The organism is Methylobacterium nigriterrae (assembly GCF_037106235.1).
GTDB classification, from domain to species: Bacteria; Pseudomonadota; Alphaproteobacteria; order Rhizobiales; family Beijerinckiaceae; genus Methylobacterium; species Methylobacterium nigriterrae.
In genome coordinates, this window is record NZ_JBAWTG010000021.1 from 25,465 (window position 1) to 42,969 (window position 17,505).

A 17,505-nucleotide genomic window follows, 5' to 3' on the forward strand; every position below is an offset into this window, starting at 1 on the left:
CGTCCCGGCAGACCGCTGAGAATCGGGATGACGACACCGGGCGTGGCCGCCCCCCGGCAGCCTGCCCCTCCGTACAAGCGAGACGAACCGACCATAATCCTTTCGGACTATCTATGGCTTCGTGCAATCACCAAGGAGCATGGCGTCGGCATTATATCGTTATGGATATTAACACTCGTGTACTATGCCGTTGATTGACCAATATCTCCATGCCACAGTCCCGGCGGAACTTGCCGAGCAGCGGCGGATTTCATGCGCGCCCAACTGCGGTTCGAGCGGCGAGAAGGGACGACCTCATGAGAGTCTTCGACACCGTTCAGCGCGCCATGCTGCATGCGCCCTCGCTCGGACGCGGCGCCAAGCTGCTGATCCCGCCGAACCTGCGCCGGCCGATCTACGATTTCGTCTTCCAGAGACAGATCGCGACCTCGCCGGATCGGGTTTATCTGAACGAGGTGATCCAGCGCGCCGTCATCCGGTCCGGAGCGCGCCGGGTCCTGAACATCGGCGTCCGCAAGTACACGACGACCTTCACCGACGCCCTGCGCGCGGGCGGCATCGAGGTCTGGACCCTCGACATCGATCCGGCCGTATCGCGCTGGGGCGCGCCCGGCCGCCATATCGTGGCGGATGCGACGCGCCTCGACGAGGTCGAGGCCTGCTACGGATTCGACGGCATCGTCGCCAGCGGCGTCCTGGGCTTCGGCATCGACGCGGAGCCGCAGATCCGCAGGGCCTTCGAGGGCCTCTCGCGGATTCTGGAGCCGGGCGCATTCCTGGTGCTGGGCTGGAACCGGAACCGGGTCGCCGATCCGGCATGGCTCTGGGAGGAGGCCGGCTTCGCATACGATGGACGCTTCCATCTCGGACGCCGCGTCTCCTTCTCGGAGGTGACGCATGTCTACGATTTCCTGGCGAAGGCCGAACCCGGCGCGGCAGCTCAGGCGCCCGAGCCCGGGGCAGCGGCGGGCTGACCCCCCGCCATCTCCGACCGGCGCGCCGATCGGGCGCCGACCCGTCGGCCCGGTCCATCGTCCCCGCCCATCGGCCCCGTCCCTGTGGGAGAGGCGCCCGGCCGGGCCGGGCGCGCATCCTGCTGCCCGCTCCGCGGGCGGCCGTGCGTCTCAGCGCGTGGAGAGGGCGAACAAGGTTCCGGCCGCCTGGTCGGCCAGCCCGTCCTCCGAATGGCCGACGCCCAACGCCTCGACGAAGCGCCAGGCGAAGGGAGCGTCGTGCTGCGCCGCCGCGCGGCGCCCCGCCTCGACGAAGAACCGGCCGCGGGCGAAACGGTTCGAACCCTGGGCATCCGCGCAGGCCTCGTGACCCTCGCTTCCGAAATAATCCCGGGGGCTCGTGTCGCGCTGGCCGACCTGAATGCTGAGCGGGAAGGCGAGGCGGCCCCGGACGGTGCCGGCCTCCACCCCGGTGCCGCGCAGGCCGCAGGGGAAGTCCAGGCCGGGATCGGGCAGGGTGTACCATCCGGCGCTCGCCGCAACCGCGCGGTCGATGCCGGGGGCGCCCGTGAGCAGAACGTAGCGGTGGACGAACTGCGCCCCCGCGGAGAAGCCGTAGAGGGTGTAGCGCGGGGCGGCCGCGCCGGTCGCGGCGCGGACCGCCTCGACCGCCCGGTCGAGCACCGAGAAGGTCCAGGCATCGCGGGGCCGGATGACTCCGCGCGCGTCGAGCACGTTGCCGAGATTGTACCAGGCCGGCCCCGGAAACTGCTGGGCGCTGAATTCGGGCGCGATGACCAGGGCCCCGTAGGCGTCGGCGGCCCGGCGCCAGGCATCGCGCATCAGCGCGCCGCTACGCTCCGCCCCGTGCAGAACCACGAGCAGACGCCCGTCCTCGGGCCTCCAGCCCGGCGGCCGGTGCAGGAAGACGCGCATCTCGCCCGGGCGCACGCCCGCCTCCTCGTGGAAGCGGATCACGGAATCGCCCGGCATTGCCCGCAGGGCCCGTATCGGCTGGGAGACGAGCAGCAGGGTCGCGCCGAGCAGGAGCGCGCCCGGTCCCATGAGGCGCGCGAGAGGCCCCGCACCGCGCGGGACCCGGCGCCGCAGCCCGGCGAGATCAAGCATTCGATCCATCCGCCGGCCCGACGCTGCGCCGGCGCGCGCCGCGCGCCAAGCGCGCCACGAGCGCCACGAGCGCCGTCCGCACCGCCGGGGCGGTCGCCCTGAGGATCGGCGCCGGGATCCGCCTCCTCGCCGCTTGCATGGGCATGGCGTCAGCTCCCGCTATCAGTGAAGCCAGCGACCCAAGCGGTCGCGGGCCGAATCCCATCGCGTATCAACAACTCCAGCAGTATTGTTAAGGCAAGGACAGGTGACAACGGCCGACGCCAAGGCGGATCTGCTCGGGAGAGGTACTCCTTTTTCCGGATTGCCGCCCGGCTGTCCTGAACGTCCGGACCGCTCTCTCCGTCACGATGGGGAGAGTTTCCTTGGGCGCAGTCCCGTGAGCGCGGCCTCCGGGGCGCGGCCTCACCGCGGCTGTCCGGGCGCGTCGCGGCCTGCCGCGTCCCGATGCGAAAGACCCCTGTCCTAGTCCGGATGATCAAGGCGTCGGGAGGCCCCGCTTCGCCCATCCTCGGCAGGACAGCGGAGGCTTGCCGGCGGAGGCTTGCCGGGGCCCCGGATCCGACAGGGTCCGAGCCCGGCGTCCCGGGCCGGATTGGAGGAGTGCCGATGACCGAAACGAATCCGACCACCGCCTCGGCGCTGCGCCGGATCGCGATTCCAGCCGCGAGCATGGCCGTGCTGCTGGCGCTCGCGGCGCAGGCGGGACCTGCCGCGCCCGATCCCGGGCCGGCCGCGACGGCGCGCTCCTGCGCGGCGCCCGGCCGCGGCGCGGTGCCGCCGGGGCGGTTGCAGGCGCTCGCGCGCGGCTTCTCGCTGCCGGGCTGGACCGACCAGTGGCCGCCCCGCGAGCCCGACGTCGCGATGCTTGCCCGCCTGCGGCAGCTCGGCCTCTCCCACGTCCGCCTGCCGGTCACGCTCGAGGCGATCTCGGACGATTTCGGCGGCCCGGCCGTGGCCGCCCGTTCCCTCGGCCAGATCGACGCCGCGCTCGCCACGCTGCTGCGGCTCGGCTACGCGGTCTCCCTCGACATGCACCCGGCGGCGCGGTTCCAGGAGCTGCACAGGCAGGACCCGGATCGGGCGCTCGTCGTGCTCCTCGCGGCCTGGCGGCGGCTCGCCGGGCACTATGCCGGCACCCCGGCCGACCGCGTGTTCTTCGAGGTCCTGAACGAGCCCGTGGTCGAGCGCGAGGTCTGGGCCCGGCAGGGTCCGAAGGTGGTCGCGCAGATCCGGACCATCGCTCCCGGTCATACCCTGATCTACGGGCCGACCTTCTTCCAGCGGCCCGAGGCGCTCGACGCGATCACGCCGCTGGAGGACGAGAACATCATCTACGCGGTGCATTTCTACGATCCCGTGAGCTTCACCCACCAGGGCCAGAGCTGGGAGGCCAATCCGGCACCCGTCAGGCAGCGGATTCCGTTCCCGTCGACGTCCGCGGACCTCGCCTCCGCGGTCGCGAGCCTGCGCCAGAGGGGGCACGCGGCCGCGGCCGACAACCTCGCGGAGGAATATCGCGAGCCGTGGACGCAGGAGCGGATCGACGCGATCCTGGCGGGCGTCGCGGCGTGGTCGGCGCGCAACGACCGTGCGGTGATCGTGAACGAGTTCGGCGTGCTCTCCTTCCGGGCGGCCCCGGAGGCCCGCGCCGCCTGGGTCGCGGCGGTGCGAGGCTCGGCGGAGCGGCACTGCCTGGGCTGGACGCACTGGGAATACGCCGACGGCTTCGGCTTCATCCACCGCGTCGACGGCCGCGAGAGCCTCGACCCCACCCTCGGGCCGGCCCTGACCGGATCTCCCTAGCGCGCTTTCCGCCAAAGTGGCTGCCGGTTCGGCAATCAGAAAGCGCGCCAGATCAATAGTTTGAAGCATTTTCCGCCGGAGCGGCCACCGGTTCGGCGCGAAACGCCGAGCCGTGAAGGATTCGGGTGTTTCCCATGACCTCCGGATCAGGGAGAAAACTCGCGAAAGCCGCTTCATCCGCGCGCATGCCCGGAGACGGGACGGGGCCTTGCGCCTTCGCCGATCCCGGCGGCGGCGCGCAGCCCGCGCTCGGTCGCACCCGCTCGGCTGGCAGGATGGGCCGGGAACCGAACGCCTGAACCGGCGCTCGCGGCCTGGGATCCGCCCCGGCCCCGAGCCCGGACCGGCTTCCCGGGCCTATCCGCGCCCGTTCCGCGCGCGCATCGCCGGATCGGCGACGTCGCTGAGGACGAGACCCGTCACCCGGTCCTCGTTGCCGCGGATCGTGCGGATCATCTCCCGCACCTCCTCGGCGCGCAGGCGGCCGGCCGCACCGACGAGCACGAGGTCGTCGAGGGCGTCGATGGCGTGATGCGCGTCCCCGGCCTGCAACCGGTGCGGCATGGCCACGACGACGAGCGCGTAGGCGTGGCGGGCTTCCGAGATCACGTAGGACACCCAATCCGGGCAGATCACGGGATGGCCCGCCTCCGTGCGGAACAACGACCGACTCGGCAGGAAGGCCATGTCGGTCGCCTCGTCCCGGTAGAGCGCCCCCTCGATCGAGCAGCGCACCGCCGCGACCCCGACGCCGCCGGCCTCGGCTTCCGGGGCGAGCAGGCCCGTCAGGGTCGCCTCCCGCCCGTCGGCGTCGACGAGCAGCGTCCGGCGGCCGAGCGCGGCCGCCAGGAAAGCGAGGTTGGCCGCCAGGACAGCATGGTCGGAACCGTCCGCGACCGGCGCAAACCCGATCACGACGGCGCCGTTCACCCGAGGCCGGGTCTCGAGCCGGGCCAGCAGGAGCCCGATCGCGCGCGAGAAGCCCGATCCGGGGTCGCTCACGGCCAACCGCAGCACGTCGGGCTCCGGTCCCGCCGCGCAGAGGCGGGACGCCGGGTCCCGGCCGACCGGCGCGCGGCCGCGGCGGCCCAAGGCCGGGATCGCCGGCAGGACCGCGAGGCAGGGCAGGCCCGCGAGCTTCTCGAACTGGTCCGGCGTGTGGATCGCCTGGGCGAGCTTCTCCCGCGTGCCCGCCACCGTCAGCCCGAGCACGAGGCCTCCGATGGCGGCGAAGGCCAGGAGCGCGGAAGCCGGCGGACCGGCGCGACGGGAGGGCGGCGTCGCCTCGGTGAGGATGCGCATGTCGGACAGAGGGAAGGAGAGCTGCTGCGCGGTCTCCGCGTAGCGATGCACGAAGCCCTGGTACAGCGCCTGCTGGTTGTCGGAGGCGCTGATCAGCTCGCGCAGCGTGAAGGCGCGCTGGCGCGCATCCGTCGTCGCGGTATTGCCGCTCTTGAATTCCTGCAGGCGCGCATCCGCCTCCAGGGCGCCCCGCCGCAGGGCTTCGATGCGCTCCTCCAGCCACGCGATCGCCTCGCGAGTCATACGGGTCGCAGCCGCGGCCTCGGCGTCGCGGTAGCTGCGCACGTGGGCGTTGGCGATCTCGGCGGCTTTTTCCTTGCGCTCGGAGGTGAAGGTCACCTCGATCACCTGGGACTGGCCCATGCGCTGCACCACCATGGCCTCCCGCACGCGCTCGACGGCGGCGCGCGCGCGCGCGGGCTCGTCGTTCGTCAGCAGCCGCGGACAGACGGCGCTCAGCAGCGAGGGGCACAGGCGGGCGACCACCGCCCGCAGGTCCTGGGAGCCGTTGAACTCCGGGTCGTCGGCGAGGCGGAGCATCGCCACCGTGCGCTCGATCGTGACGGTGGATTGCAGGACCACGACTTGGCTCTCGACGAAGCCGGCGGTGGTGCTGTTGTTCGGGATCGCGCCCTGGTCCTGGACCGCCCGCGGCTTGCGCACGTCGAGCAGCATGGTGGTACGGGCAGTGTAGCGGGGCGGCACGAGCGTCAGCCCGGCGACGCCGAGGAGCGTGGCCAGGACGGTGAAGAGCGCGCAGATGCGGGCGTTGCGCCGCAGGAAGGCGAGGATGCCGGCAAAGTCGACGACCTCGGCCTCCGGCGCGTCCGGCACCGTCCAGCCGGCACCGACACCAAACTTATCGCGGAGCTGCAACATCAGACTGGATCCCCATCCAAAGCGGACCGGCGCGTCACTGCATCGCCTGGTTGAAAACGGCGTCTCCGCGAAGCGCCACGAAGACGGTGTCGCCCGGCGACAGCTCGGTGTCCTCGTTGCCGGGAACGGCGTGCTTGGAGCCGGACCGATAGACGAGGAATTCGGGGCGGGCGCCGGTGCCTCGGATGAGCTGGGACTGCATGGTGCTGGAGTAGAGCAGCTTCTCGCCGACCGCGCGCAGGCGCGCCGTGAGCTGGGCCACCCGCACGTTGGTGTCCTGCTGCTCACGCAGCAGGTCGAGGCGGCGCTGGTCGTTCAGACGCGTGAGCTGCCGGCTGTAATCGTTGCGCTGCCGCTCGATGTTGGTGATCTCGACGATGGTCTGGAGGAGTTGCGTCGAGGACAGCAGCACCGCCCGGCGCGATTCCGTGATGCGCACGTTGGCCGTGATGCCGCGCTGGAACAACTCGCGGATCTTCTCGAAATCGGCCACGTCGGCCTGGTTGCCCTCCTCATCCTTCTTGCGCTTCTCGGCGAGGACCGCGAGCTGCGCCGTCGAGGTCTGGATCGCGTCCTGGAGGTGCTTGCGCTCGCGCTCGAGATCGCCGTTGCGGGTCTTGAGCTGGTTGTCCTCGGCCGTGATCAGGCGCTTCATCAGTTCCGGGGCGACGGGAAGCTTGAGCTCCGCCGGGTCCGTCTCGATCTTCTCGCCGAGCTCCGAGCGCACGCGCCAGATCCGGGCCTGCTCGCGGGCGTAATCCGCCCAGAGGCTCTCGTACTCCGCCCGGAGATCGGCCGATTCGAGGACCGGATTGTTCATGCGGAAGCGGAGCACGTCGAAGCCGCCCGCCACCGCGACCGCCTGGCGGACGGTCATGCCGGCCCGAAAGGGCTGCTCGCCCGGCCGGGCCACGTCGCCGCTGAGATAGACTTGGCGGTACTCGACCACCGAGACCGAGACCTCCTCCGGCTGGATCACGTGCGTGACCTCGCGGCCGTCATTGGTGCGCTGCTGGTAGACCTTCGAACCGAGCTGGTTGAGGAGCCGCGTCCGCAGATCGCCGATCTCATGCCCGCCCGCCGCGATCTGGCCGACGAGCGGGAACGCGACGTCGCCGTCGACCCCGATGGTTGAGCGCTGGCGCAGCTCCGGCACGCCTGCAACCACGAGTTCGAGGACATCGCCGGATTGCAGCAGGTATGCGGCCCGCGCCGGCCCGATCGGAGCGAGAAGTGCGACGCAAATCGCGAGGAGGCCGACCGGCGGAAGCAGACGGGACCTACGACCGTTCCTCATGCATCGACCCCACATCCGCGGACCACGCGAGAAGCCGTCGCGCGATCGGAACTCGAAGGTTCGGCGCGAACGTTCTGATGCGGACGATCTAAGCAGATGTACGATCGATGATCATCGGCGCTTAGCAATTAAGGCACGATAAAAAAGTATTACGACCATGAGATGGCTGTCGTGCTCGACCGATCATCGATCTGCATCTGTACCGCTTCGGCGCGCCCGACGCCTCGTCACCCGCCCGGCACGCGCCGCGACGAGGCCGCAACCGCCCCGACGCCGCCGGGGCGGCGGGATCGCCCCCTCGCGGCCCGGGGCGAGGCCATCCCCCTTTCGGGGTAGCCCTTGGTCGGTAGGCGCGACGGGGCGGGCGACCGTGCCGCCAGCGGGGGCAGCCTCGGCCTGATGCCGCCGCTCCGAGTGCCGAAGCGGCGCGCCTCGCTCAGCGGGCGCGCCCGCCCGCGGTCTCGCGCGCGGCGGCGGGCCCGGCAGGGACCGCCACGGGCGGCGCGCAGCCGACGAGCGAGAGCGTGTTGCGGGAGGGCGCGCCGACGCCCTGGCGCGGCAGGTCCGGCTGCCACAGCCATTCGGGTCCGAGCTGGTCGATGGCCGTGCAGCCGATCTGGCCGAGGACGAGGTCGATCTCCTCCTGCAGCAGCTCGACCGCGCGGCTCACGCCAGCCTGGCCGCCCGCCGCGAGCCCGTAGAGCGCCGCCCGGCCGATGAAGACGAAGCGCGCCCCGAGGCAGAGCGCCGTCACGATGTCGGAGCCGCGCCGGATGCCGCCGTCGAGCAGGATCGCGGCCCGGTCCCCGACCGCGGCCCGCACCTGCGGCAGCACGTCGAGCGGGGCCGGCGCCCGCTCGAGCTGGCGCCCGCCGTGGTTCGACACCACGATGCCGTCGGCGCCAAGCTCGACCGCCTGCAGGGCATCGCTCGGGCTGACGAGCCCCTTCACCACCAGGCTGCGCGGCCACAGCCGGCGATAGCGCTCGAGATCGGACCAGGTCTGCTTCGCCCGCACCGGCGTGTATTCGCGCCCGAACAACAGGTGCAGCTCGCGCCGGCTCGCCCCGGCCCGCGCGTAGGGCGCCAGATCCTGCAGCCTCGGATCGGCGCGCAGGTAATCCAGGATCCAGCGCGGATGGCGCAACGCTTCGAGCACCACCCCGGGATTGGGCCGGCCGGACCGGCGGTTGCGCAGGCTGCGCAGGCGCAGGCCCTCCACCGGCAGGTCGGCCGTGACCACCAGCGTGGTGGCGCCCGCATCCCGCGCGCGCCGGATCAGGTCGTCGACGATCGCCTGATCGGCCGTCGGGTAGGGCTGGTACCACATCCGGCCGCCGGCCGCCGCCGCAACCTCCTCCATCGGCGTGGTCGACAGGCCCGACAGGACGTAGGGGATGCCGGCCCGCGCGGCCGCCTGCGCCATCAGGCGCTCGCCGCCCGGCCGGATCAGGCCCTGCATGCCCGTCGGCGTGAACCCGAACGGGCTGGCATGGGACTGCCCGAACAGGGTGGTGGACTGCTCGCGCCGCGACACGTCGCGCAGATAGCGGGGCAGGAAGCGATGGCGCTGGAAGCTCTCCAGATTGCCCCGCGTCGCGGCCTCGTCCCCCGCCCCCTCCTCGATCCAATCGAACACGATCTTCGGCAGGTGGCGCCTCGCCATCCCGCGCAAGTCCTCTATCTCGATGACCTGCGAGAGTTTCATGACCCGCCGCCCCCGTCGCGATGCCGGCCGGGCGGGCTGCCCGGCCATCACGGTTCATCGTGCGGGCTTCATCCGCGATCGCAACGGATCATCGGCGGGGCACCCCGGCTCAAACGGTGTAGCTCGCGGCCTCGGCCGGCTTCGAATCCGGGGCTGACCGGCCCCGGCCGGCGCCCCCTGCCGCGGGGCCGTCGCGAACCCATCGTTCGGACTACCACCGATGGCCGCTCGCCCGCGCGCCGCGCCTCTGCTTGTACTGGAGCGGACCCTGCACGGGGCAGGACGGGACCAGCGCATGCGGATGCGTCACGCACTCCTCCCACGACCGGGCGCCGGATCGCCGATGGCCGGCGTGGCCACGGGGATCCTGTTCCTCGGCCTCTGCCCGGCGATCCTGCTGACCTACGGCGCGCCCGCGCTCGTCCTGCCGGCCCTGTTCTCGGTGTTCTTCCTGCTGACCTTCCGGACCGCCGTGCCGGCCTTCCTGATGCTGGCCCTGATCTTCCAGAACGTCGCCATCGCGCTCTGGGTCAGGGAGGATTCCTCGGTCGCCGAGGTCAACACCGCCCGGGCGCTCAGCTTCCTGATCACCGCGTCGATCTTCGCGGCCGTCTCGCTCGAATGCCTCGCCACCGGGCGGACCTTCCCGCGTGCCGACCGGCGGCTGATCCGGCTCGGCGCGCTCGCGCTCGCGCTCATCGGCGCCCACACCGCCCTCGGTGTCGCGGTGGCGGGGCCTGGCGGCGCGCTCGCCTACGCGCGCAACATGACCCTCGTGCCCGTCAGCCTCATTCTCGGGCTGGCGTTCGGGCGCGTCTGCGGGCGGGAACCGCTGCGCTGGTTCGGCGTGGCCTTCGCGGCCATCCTCGTCTTCGGCTACGCCGAGATGCTGTTCAGGGAATCGTTCTACGACCTTATCGGCTTCGACCAGTATCTCCTGCGCATCACCGAGCGCGCCTCCGACATCCAGTTCCGGCTGTTCCTCGGCTTCGCGCAATGGCTTCAGGCGCAGCAGACGACGCTCTTCAACGATCCGAACCTCGCCGAGAGCGGCCTCACCGGTGTGCGGCTCGTCGGTCCGACCGGGCACCCGATCAGCTTCGGCTATGCCGTCGTCGTCGCCTCGCTGCCGCTGCTGGCCCGGGCTCCGATAACGATCCTTCTGCTCCAGGTGCCGCTGCATTACGGCATCAATTCCAAGGGCGCCTTCCTGCTGCTGCTGATCTGCGCCGCGGTCCGGCTCGCGCCGCGCAGCCTCACGGGCCAGGGGCCGGCCCTGAGGATGCTCGGGCTCGGGGTGCTGTGGGGCCTCGTCAGCCTCGTGGCGATCCTGCTCGGCCTGCGGCACGGCGACTTCCACGTGCTCGGCCTGATCGGCGGGTTCAAGGCCTTCCTGGCCAACCCCCTGGGGCACGGCGTCGGCACGGGCGGCAACCTGACGGAGGCCGGCATCAACGGGCAGATCGATTTCATCGAGGCCCAGCAGGCCGGCCTGACCCGCGGCATCGAGAGCGCCATCGGCGTGATGGTCGATCAGCTCGGCATCGCCTGCCTGCCATACCTGCTGCTCGTCTGGGCGGTGTTCCGACGCCTCGCCTCGCGCCGCGACGGCCTCAGCCTCGTGCTCGCTTGCGCGACGCTCGGCCTCCTCGCGAACGGACTGATGCAGGAGGAGGCGCTGTTCTCACCCTCGAGCGCCGGATTGCTGTTCCTGCTGGTGGGACTCGTCTTCGCCCAACCCAGCCCATGGCCCGAACGCGGAGAGGCGGCCCGCGCCGATCGCGCGGGCCGCCTCCGTCCCGGGTATCGGCTCCCTCGACCGGGAGCCGACCCGCCGTTCCCGACCGGTCCGGACGCACCGCCGCCTGCGCGGCGGTGCGTCCGGACCGGGACGCCTCAGTGATGCCCGGCGTAGTGCGCCGCGGACGCATCCGCGTAATGGTCGGACCAATGCGCCGCGCCCTGATCCAGGACGGCCTCCGAGCCGGTCTCCGCGACCGAAGCCCGGCTGCAGCCGGCCTGGGCGGTCGCGCCCTGGAACAGGTCGTGCCAGTCGCCGGCGCCGCTCCCCGCATCGGCTGAGCCCGTGTTGAGGGACTGGCCGAAATGGAAGGCATCCTGGTGGCCCCCGCTGTGGCCCCAACCGTGATGCGACTGGCCGGACGCGCCGTCCTGGGATCCGGCCGAGGCGGTGTCGGTCGGGACGGCCGGGCTCGCCGGGTTCGCCGGCTGGGCCGAGCCCGTGTCGGCGGTCCCGCTCGGCTGCGTTGCGCCCGCCGTCTCGGTCGGCGCCGCGGGGGTGGCCGAATGCGTCGGCGTCGTGGTGCCGGCGGAATCGGTCGGGTGGGACGCGACCGGAGTCTGCGAAGCGGGATCGGCCGCGGTGCCCGAGTTCGTTGTCCCGGAGCCCGCCGTGCCGGAGGCGGCCTCGTTCGTCGGAGCCGTGACGACGGGGGTCGCGGTCGCGGCATCACCCGTCGACGGAGCACCGGCGCCGGTCTCGGTGCCGGGCGCCGCGGTATCGGCGGGCGCCGTGACGGCGGCGGAACCGGTGCCGGCGGTGGCAGCGCCCGGCCCCTCGGCGTAGGCCCGCACGTAGTCGACGTGCATCGTCGAATCGCCCGAACCGCCGTCGTCGTTGCCGTAGAGGTTCAGCAGCATGTACATCGGGCTGTGCATGTCGGCGGGCGTGTCAGCCTGGAAGACCTGCTTTCCATCGACGTACCAGGTCGTCTTGTCCGCTTCCCAGTCCACCCCGTAGGTGTGATAGGCGGAGCCGATGTCCGGGATGTTGGACCAGCTGCTCTCGGCCGAATGACCACCGACGCCCGAATGCGTCGTGTAGATGCCGCCCCAGTTCGCCTGCTCGAGGATATCGAGTTCCGGAGGCCAGGACCCGTCCTGGTTGAGCAGCCAGAACGCGCCACCGCCGACACCATCGCCCTGGCCGCCATCGGCCACCGTGCCCGTTGTCGGCATCTCGGCGCGCATCTCGAAGTAGCCGTACTGCTGCGAGAAAGTACCCTGCGTGTCGAGATGGCCCGAGGTCACCGGCTTGCCATTGGAATCGTGGTCATAGGCGGTCAGGTTCAGGACGCCGTTATTGACCGACCACGGCGTCATGCCGGTGTTGTTGCTGTCTGCGTCGACAAACCACGTCTGCTCCGCCGCATAGCCACCTGGGGAGTAGGTATTGGTGGTATTCCAAGTTCCCGAGCCCGAATGGTCGTGACGCATGTCCAGGCTATTGAACTCATCGCTGAACGTGAGATGCGCCGTAGCGGCGAGATTATTCGGGTCGATAGCCAATATTTCAGTCCTTTTTCTTGAAATATCCGGGACGCTGTGACGGCCGCGGTTGTAAGTCGAAAAAGGGCCAAAATGCGGCAAAATGGACAATTGCTTAACATTTGGCGCATCCAAATCTTAGTATCAATTACTACATTTGTGCCGTATATTGGTTTATTCTCTTAGGTTTAATGTCTTTACTCCGATTTTTCTGCCGGCACTTTCAACGACTTGTGCCGTACGGCAGCGCACCGAGCGGGCCCGCCGGATGCGGCCCGAGCGGAGCCGTTGCCCGGCGATCTGGCAGGCCGGATTCCGGCGCGGCGACGGTGCGCCGAGGCGCTGACGCGTCGCTGATTCGCGCGCAGCACCGAATCGGGGAGGCAGGAAAGGGTGGCGGGAATTCAGAAATCCGCGTGGAGGCGGGTGCCGAAGAAATGGGCCGGGCCGCGGTCGCGGTTGTAGCCGGGATTGGCGACGAACTGATAATCGAGCGAGACCGTGAGCGCCTTGGTGAGGCCCAGCGCGTAGTAGGCCTCGACGGCGCGCTCGGGGGCGTAGGTCAGGCGCCCGTCGCCGATCAGGAGGCCGAGGCCCCCGTCGGCGAAGTAGGTCCGATGCGCCGGCGAGAGGCCGTTCACGGTGGCGCCGAGACCGATCGTATCGGCCGGCCGGTCCCAGGCCGTGCCCTTCAGCGAGAGGCCGCCCGATACGCTCCGATCGACATCGGTGAAGGACAGGTTCTCGTTGCGCCCGTCCGCGTAGCTCGCCCGCGCGAAGACGCCGAGATCGGCGGTGAGCGCCTGTTCGAGGTTCAGGTAGACGCCGCTCTTGCGGCGCGGGCGCCGGGTCGCGGCGGCGGCGTCGTTGACGTCGCCGAACAGCCCGGCCTGGGTCAGCGCCACGACCTCGCGGTAGTTGGCAGAATTGCCGAGGTTGCTGAACAGGCCGAGGCGGATCTTGCCGGGCTGGTCGAGCCCCGGCAGCACGTGCCGCTCCTCGAACTCGATCGTGGCGCCGGCCCGGCGGAATAGGCGCGGATCGAGCACGTCGCTCGACGGTTCCTTGGGCACCTGCGTGTAGGCCGCCCGGATCGCAAACTCCTTCCGGTTGTACTCGACCATCAGCCCTTGCGTGAAGCCGGGCAGGTTCGCCGGGAAGTCCCAGGCGGTCGAGGCCCAGAGGGACCAATTCATGAAATCGACGCGCGGGTCGTGCGCGTAGACGTTGCCGTCGAAGTAGTCGCCGAGCGCGAACTTGCCGGCCACCACCGTGATCCGCTCGACGTCGCGGCGGGTCGCGACCTGGTTCGGGCCGTCCGGCACATCCTCGGTCTCGCCGCCGAGGCCGAAGGTCTGGCGCAGGAAGTAGCGGTTCGAGCGCAGCTTCGGGAAGGGCGCGCCGGCCTTCTGGGCCTCGCCGTTGACGAAGCCGGCGACGCCGAGCGTGCGCGAGAGACCGAAGCCCTGCGAGAATTCCGGATTGTAGTAGAGCTCGGTCCCCTCCCAGAGCTTGAGGCCGAGGAAGGCGGTCGCGGTGGTGGTCGCCTGCGCCTGATGCGGCACGAGGCTGTTCTCGCCGCGATAGGGCGAGCGGAACCCGGTCACGCCCTGGTTCACGAAGGTCGTCTGGCCGTGCAGCGAGACCCGGTCGCTCGTCGCTGCGGCGGGGTCGTGGGGCGCCGCCTCGTCAGGCTCGGGCGGCAGGGTGAGGCCGCCTGGATACCAGGACAGGCGTGCCAGCATCTGGTGCGAGGTGAAGCCGACCCGTGTCGAGACGGGGCCGCCATCGGGCCCCGGCACGGTGCCGAGGCCGAATCGGGCGCTGCGCCCGAGATCGAGGTAGCGGTAGTCGAGGCCGAGGGCGAGTTCCTCGGTAACGGCGTACTGCACGCCCGCCCCGAGGGTGAAGCCGAGCCGCGACAGGTCGCGGCGGGCCGTGGCGGCGCCCCCGCCCGCCAGGTCCGGATAGCTCGCGAGCAGGCGCGTCTCGGCGCCCGCGAGACCGAAGGTCGCGTAGACGAGAGAGCGCTCGAAGCTGAAGCCGAGGCGGGCCCGGAGCGTGCCGTAGATGTCGGTCTTGGCACGGATCAGGCTGAAGGCGGGATCGGCCGCCTCGTAGCCGAAGCCCGGTGCGGGCGAGGCCACCGGGCGCTTCAGGTTCGCGCCCGCGATGCCGACCTCGATCCCGTAGAGCCAGGGACCCGTCTGCCAGCTGTAGCCGCCGAGAAGGCCGCCGACCGCCGTCGTGGCATCGCGCCCCCGGTCAGAGCGGCCGGTGGCGTCGCCCGTCCGGAACGCCGGCACGGTGCGCCCGCCGATCGTGGTCGGACCGAAATCGAGCGCCCCGAAGGACGCGCCCGCGCTGCCCTCGAGGCCGACATAGCCGCCCGACCAGTCGATGTAGGACGGCGCCGGGGCAGGCCGGGGCGCGGCGAGATCGGCGGCACCCGCGCCGAGAGGCGCGAGGCAGGTCGCGGCGAGCGCCGAGGCCAGCAGCCTCCTGCGGCCGCTCCACCCGCCCCGATTCGCGTCCTGCCCGTCCAAGCCTGCCCCCTGCCACGATGCCGGCACGGAATATAGCAAGTGCTATAACGTGGACAACCGGCTGCATCGATGCCACCGCGCTCCCGCTGCGGGCGTTGCAAAAATGACCCGATCCTGCTTGCGTGACGGGCCGATGACGAGGTGCCGGGCGAGGCGGGCAGCCAGGGGCACGCGGGTGCGACGCCGCCCCGGCGTGGCCGGGGTGCATCATGGCGTCCCGAGCATCAGGGTCGGCGGGGAGCCTGCGCCGGGCCGGTCGCGACGGGGCGGCTCTCGTCGGCGCCCCATTCCGACCACGAGCCATCGTAGAGGGAGCGGGCCGGGCGGCCGAGCGTCTCCAGGGCCAGAGACACGATCGCGGCGGTGACGCCGGAGCCGCAGGTCGTGATCACGGGCCGGTCGAGATCGACGCCGTTCCCGGCGAAGACCGCCCGCAGGGCCGCCGGGTCCTTGAGGCGGCCGTCGTCCTGCAGCGCGGCGTAGTGCAGGTTCAGCGCGCCCGGCATGTGACCCGGGCGGACGCCGGGGCGCGGCTCCGGCTCCTCGCCGCGAAAGCGCGTGCCCGAGCGGGCATCGACGACCTGGACGCTGCCGCCGTCGAGCGCCCGCGCAACGTCGCCCGAATCCGCCACCGCGCCGTTGTCGAGGCGGGCCGTGAAATGGCGCCGGTCGCGCGGATGGGGCTCGCCGTCCTCGGTGGCGTAGCCGGCCGCCACCCAGGCGGGCAGGCCGCCGTCGAGCACGGCGACGTCGCGCACCCCGAAGGTGCGCAGCATCCACCAGACCCGGGGCGCCGAGAACAGGCCCATCCCGTCATAGACCACGACGTGCATCCCGTCCCCGATGCCGAGGCTGCGCATCCGCGAGGCGAAAACCTCGGGCCGCGGCAGCATGTGGGGCAGGCCGGATCCCTCGTCGCTCACGGCGTCGATGTCGAAGCGGATCGCGCCCGGGATGTGGGCGGCGCGGTACTCGGCCTGCGCGTCGCGGCCCGCGGCCGGCAGGTACCAGGAGGCGTCGAGCACGACGATGTCGGGCGCGGAGAGGCGCTCGTGGAGCCAGGCGGGCGTGACGAGGGGCGATGTCGCCATGGGGGGATCTGTCCTTGGGTCTGGCCTGCGGCGTCGGGCCGGCACTCAACCACATCCGGCGTGCGCTTGCACGGGGGCGGGCGTCACGCCCCGTAATAGCTCCGGTACCACGCCACGAAGGCCGGGATGCCGACCTCGATCGGGGTGCCCGGCACCGTGCCGATCAGCGCCTGCAGGAGTTCAGTGCTCGCGTGCGTGCGGGCGACGTCGCCCGGGGGCAGGGGTTTCGCCACGCGCTCGGCCCGCCGCCCCAGCGCCCGCTCCAGCGCGTCGATCATGCGGTCGAGCCGAACCGGGCGCCCGCCCCCGATATTGACGAGGCGGTAGGGGGCACTCCCGCTCAGCGTGTCGAAGGCGCCGACCGGCCCGCCCGTGCCGGGAGCGGGCGGGGGCGCGTCGGCGAGCCGCCGGATCGCCTCGACGAGGTCGTCGATATAGGTGAAGTCGCGCTCGGCCGAGCCGCCGGAAAAGACCTCGATCGGCTCGCCCGCCAGGATCCGGGCGGTGAACAGGAACAGGGCCATGTCGGGCCGTCCCCAGGGCCCGTAGACCGTGAAGAACCGGAAGGCGGTCGTCGGGATGACGTGGAGATGGCTGTAGGCATGGGCCATCGCCTCCATGGCGAGCTTCGAGGCGGCGTAGAAGGTCAGCGGGCTCACGGCCCGGTCGGTCTCCCGGAAGGGCAGGGCGGCATTGCCGCCGTAGGCCGAGCTCGTGGAGGCGAGCAGGAGGTGGCGCACCGGATGGGCGCGGACCGCCTCCAGGAGATTGAAGCTGCCGATCAGGTTCGCGTCGAGATAGGCTTGCGGATTCTCCAGGCTGTAGCGGACACCGGCCTGGGCGGCGAGGTGGACGACGATCTCCGGGCGCGCGCGGCCCAGGAGGCCGTGCAGGAGGCCGGGATCCTCGAGGCGCCCCTCGACGGGCTCGAAGCCCGGATGCCGCGCGAGGTCGGCGTGGCGAGCGCGCTTCAGGGCGACGTCGTAGTAATCCGAGAACCCGTCGAGTCCTGTCACCGCATGGCCTTCGGCGAGGAGGCGCCGGCTCACATGGTAGCCGATGAATCCGGCCGAGCCGGTGACGAGAACGCGCATCGGGATCTTCCTCTCAAGCCCGCCCGCGCGGCACTACACGCCGGCGGCGTCGGGCTCAAGGAAGGCGCCTCGCGCCGCCTCGGAGGATGGCTGCCCGGCCGCCCGGAAGCGTCCAAAGACCGCATCTCGGCCGCGCCGGGCGCATCGGCGCACGCGATCGACACCCGCGGAGTGAACCGTCCCCGCGCCAGACTACGCAGGAAAGATCTCGTATGTCCGAGCCAGGGCGCGGGAAGGCAGCGGCCCGAGGCTTCATTGCTCGCATTCCTGGTAAAAGCCGGCCGGGCCTGAGCAGCTTGTGCGCTTCATCCTGAAAAGGCTCAGTCGCGCCGGAGCCACCTGCCGAAAATGTCTGTGTGCGGTTGCGTCATGTGCATGCGGGACTTGTTTCGCGGAGTAAGAACCCCAGTTAT

General features: G+C 71.2%; 12 protein-coding genes. 3 read left to right on the forward strand and 9 right to left on the reverse strand.

Features of this window, described 5'->3' with window-relative positions; genetic code table 11:
- The first annotated feature begins 296 nt into the window (after positions 1-296).
- A complete protein-coding gene (locus tag WDW90_RS13515; RefSeq protein ID WP_336487911.1) occupies positions 297-974 on the forward strand; it encodes a class I SAM-dependent methyltransferase in 678 nt (225 codons plus the stop codon).
- 150 nt (positions 975-1,124) lie between these two features.
- On the opposite strand, the gene WDW90_RS13520 is transcribed toward WDW90_RS13515, so the two are convergent.
- Complete coding sequence (locus tag WDW90_RS13520; RefSeq protein ID WP_336487912.1) at positions 1,125-2,081, reverse strand: alpha/beta hydrolase family protein; 957 nt, start codon at positions 2,079-2,081, stop codon at positions 1,125-1,127.
- Complete coding sequence (locus WDW90_RS13525) at positions 2,074-2,226, reverse strand: hypothetical protein (protein ID WP_336487913.1); 153 nt, start codon at positions 2,224-2,226, stop codon at positions 2,074-2,076. The genes WDW90_RS13520 and WDW90_RS13525 overlap by 8 nt, the downstream gene beginning before the upstream one ends.
- Positions 2,227-2,690: 464 nt before the next feature.
- Between WDW90_RS13525 and WDW90_RS13530 the strand changes: the two genes are divergently transcribed.
- On the forward strand, positions 2,691-3,887 hold the full coding sequence (locus WDW90_RS13530; RefSeq protein WP_336487914.1) for a glycoside hydrolase family 5 protein: 1,197 nt from the start codon (positions 2,691-2,693) through the stop codon (positions 3,885-3,887).
- A 357-nt stretch (positions 3,888-4,244) separates the two neighbouring features.
- Here WDW90_RS13530 and WDW90_RS13535 read toward each other — a convergent pair whose 3' ends face one another.
- The 3 genes from WDW90_RS13535 to WDW90_RS13545 all read right to left on the reverse strand — a co-directional run bounded on the left by WDW90_RS13535 (position 4,245) and on the right by WDW90_RS13545 (position 9,073).
- Entirely contained in the window at positions 4,245-6,068 is a 1,824-nt protein-coding gene (locus WDW90_RS13535; protein WP_336487915.1) for a GumC family protein, read from the reverse strand.
- Positions 6,069-6,102: 34 nt separating this feature from the next.
- The gene (locus tag WDW90_RS13540) at positions 6,103-7,365 is read right to left on the reverse strand and encodes a polysaccharide biosynthesis/export family protein (RefSeq protein WP_336487916.1); all 1,263 of its coding nucleotides are present in this window, start codon (positions 7,363-7,365) and stop codon (positions 6,103-6,105) included.
- A 436-nt stretch (positions 7,366-7,801) separates the two neighbouring features.
- Complete coding sequence (locus tag WDW90_RS13545) at positions 7,802-9,073, reverse strand: alpha-hydroxy acid oxidase (protein ID WP_336487917.1); 1,272 nt, start codon at positions 9,071-9,073, stop codon at positions 7,802-7,804.
- A gap of 343 nt (positions 9,074-9,416) precedes the next feature.
- Here WDW90_RS13545 and WDW90_RS13550 point away from each other — a divergent pair, with 343 nt between their 5' ends.
- Positions 9,417-10,976 (forward strand): hypothetical protein, encoded by a 1,560-nt coding sequence (locus tag WDW90_RS13550; RefSeq protein ID WP_336487918.1) that lies wholly within the window; start codon positions 9,417-9,419, stop codon positions 10,974-10,976.
- Here WDW90_RS13550 and WDW90_RS13555 read toward each other — a convergent pair.
- The 4 genes from WDW90_RS13555 to WDW90_RS13570 form a co-directional block, all read right to left on the reverse strand.
- Positions 10,970-12,310 (reverse strand): glycoside hydrolase family 16 protein, encoded by a 1,341-nt coding sequence (locus tag WDW90_RS13555; RefSeq protein WP_336487919.1) that lies wholly within the window; start codon positions 12,308-12,310, stop codon positions 10,970-10,972. The two genes, WDW90_RS13550 and WDW90_RS13555, sit on opposite strands and share 7 nt — an antisense overlap.
- Before the next feature lie 455 nt (positions 12,311-12,765).
- The gene (locus tag WDW90_RS13560; protein ID WP_431311034.1) at positions 12,766-14,907 is read right to left on the reverse strand and encodes a carbohydrate porin; all 2,142 of its coding nucleotides are present in this window, start codon (positions 14,905-14,907) and stop codon (positions 12,766-12,768) included.
- Positions 14,908-15,131: 224 nt separating this feature from the next.
- Positions 15,132-15,998 carry a 3-mercaptopyruvate sulfurtransferase gene (sseA, locus tag WDW90_RS13565; RefSeq protein ID WP_336487920.1) on the reverse strand — a complete coding sequence of 289 codons (867 nt, stop codon included), beginning with the start codon at positions 15,996-15,998 and terminating at the stop codon, positions 15,132-15,134.
- Between the two features lie 83 nt (positions 15,999-16,081).
- Positions 16,082-17,092 (reverse strand): NAD-dependent epimerase/dehydratase family protein, encoded by a 1,011-nt coding sequence (locus tag WDW90_RS13570; RefSeq protein ID WP_336487921.1) that lies wholly within the window; start codon positions 17,090-17,092, stop codon positions 16,082-16,084.
- Positions 17,093-17,505 lie beyond the last annotated feature (413 nt).

Coding starts and splice junctions, on each gene's coding strand:
- sseA (WP_336487920.1), bottom strand. CDS start 15,998: ATGGCGACATCGCCCCTCGTCACGCCCGCCTGGCTCCACGAGCGCCTC.
- WDW90_RS13550 (WP_336487918.1), top strand. CDS start 9,417: ATGGCCGGCGTGGCCACGGGGATCCTGTTCCTCGGCCTCTGCCCGGCG.
- WDW90_RS13555 (WP_336487919.1), bottom strand. CDS start 12,310: ATGCGTCACGACCATTCGGGCTCGGGAACTTGGAATACCACCAATACC.
- WDW90_RS13520 (WP_336487912.1), bottom strand. CDS start 2,081: ATGCTTGATCTCGCCGGGCTGCGGCGCCGGGTCCCGCGCGGTGCGGGG.
- WDW90_RS13540 (WP_336487916.1), bottom strand. CDS start 7,365: ATGAGGAACGGTCGTAGGTCCCGTCTGCTTCCGCCGGTCGGCCTCCTC.
- WDW90_RS13515 (WP_336487911.1), top strand. CDS start 297: ATGAGAGTCTTCGACACCGTTCAGCGCGCCATGCTGCATGCGCCCTCG.
- WDW90_RS13530 (WP_336487914.1), top strand. CDS start 2,691: ATGACCGAAACGAATCCGACCACCGCCTCGGCGCTGCGCCGGATCGCG.
- WDW90_RS13535 (WP_336487915.1), bottom strand. CDS start 6,068: ATGTTGCAGCTCCGCGATAAGTTTGGTGTCGGTGCCGGCTGGACGGTG.
- WDW90_RS13525 (WP_336487913.1), bottom strand. CDS start 2,226: ATGCCCATGCAAGCGGCGAGGAGGCGGATCCCGGCGCCGATCCTCAGG.
- WDW90_RS13545 (WP_336487917.1), bottom strand. CDS start 9,073: ATGAAACTCTCGCAGGTCATCGAGATAGAGGACTTGCGCGGGATGGCG.
- WDW90_RS13570 (WP_336487921.1), bottom strand. CDS start 17,092: ATGCGCGTTCTCGTCACCGGCTCGGCCGGATTCATCGGCTACCATGTG.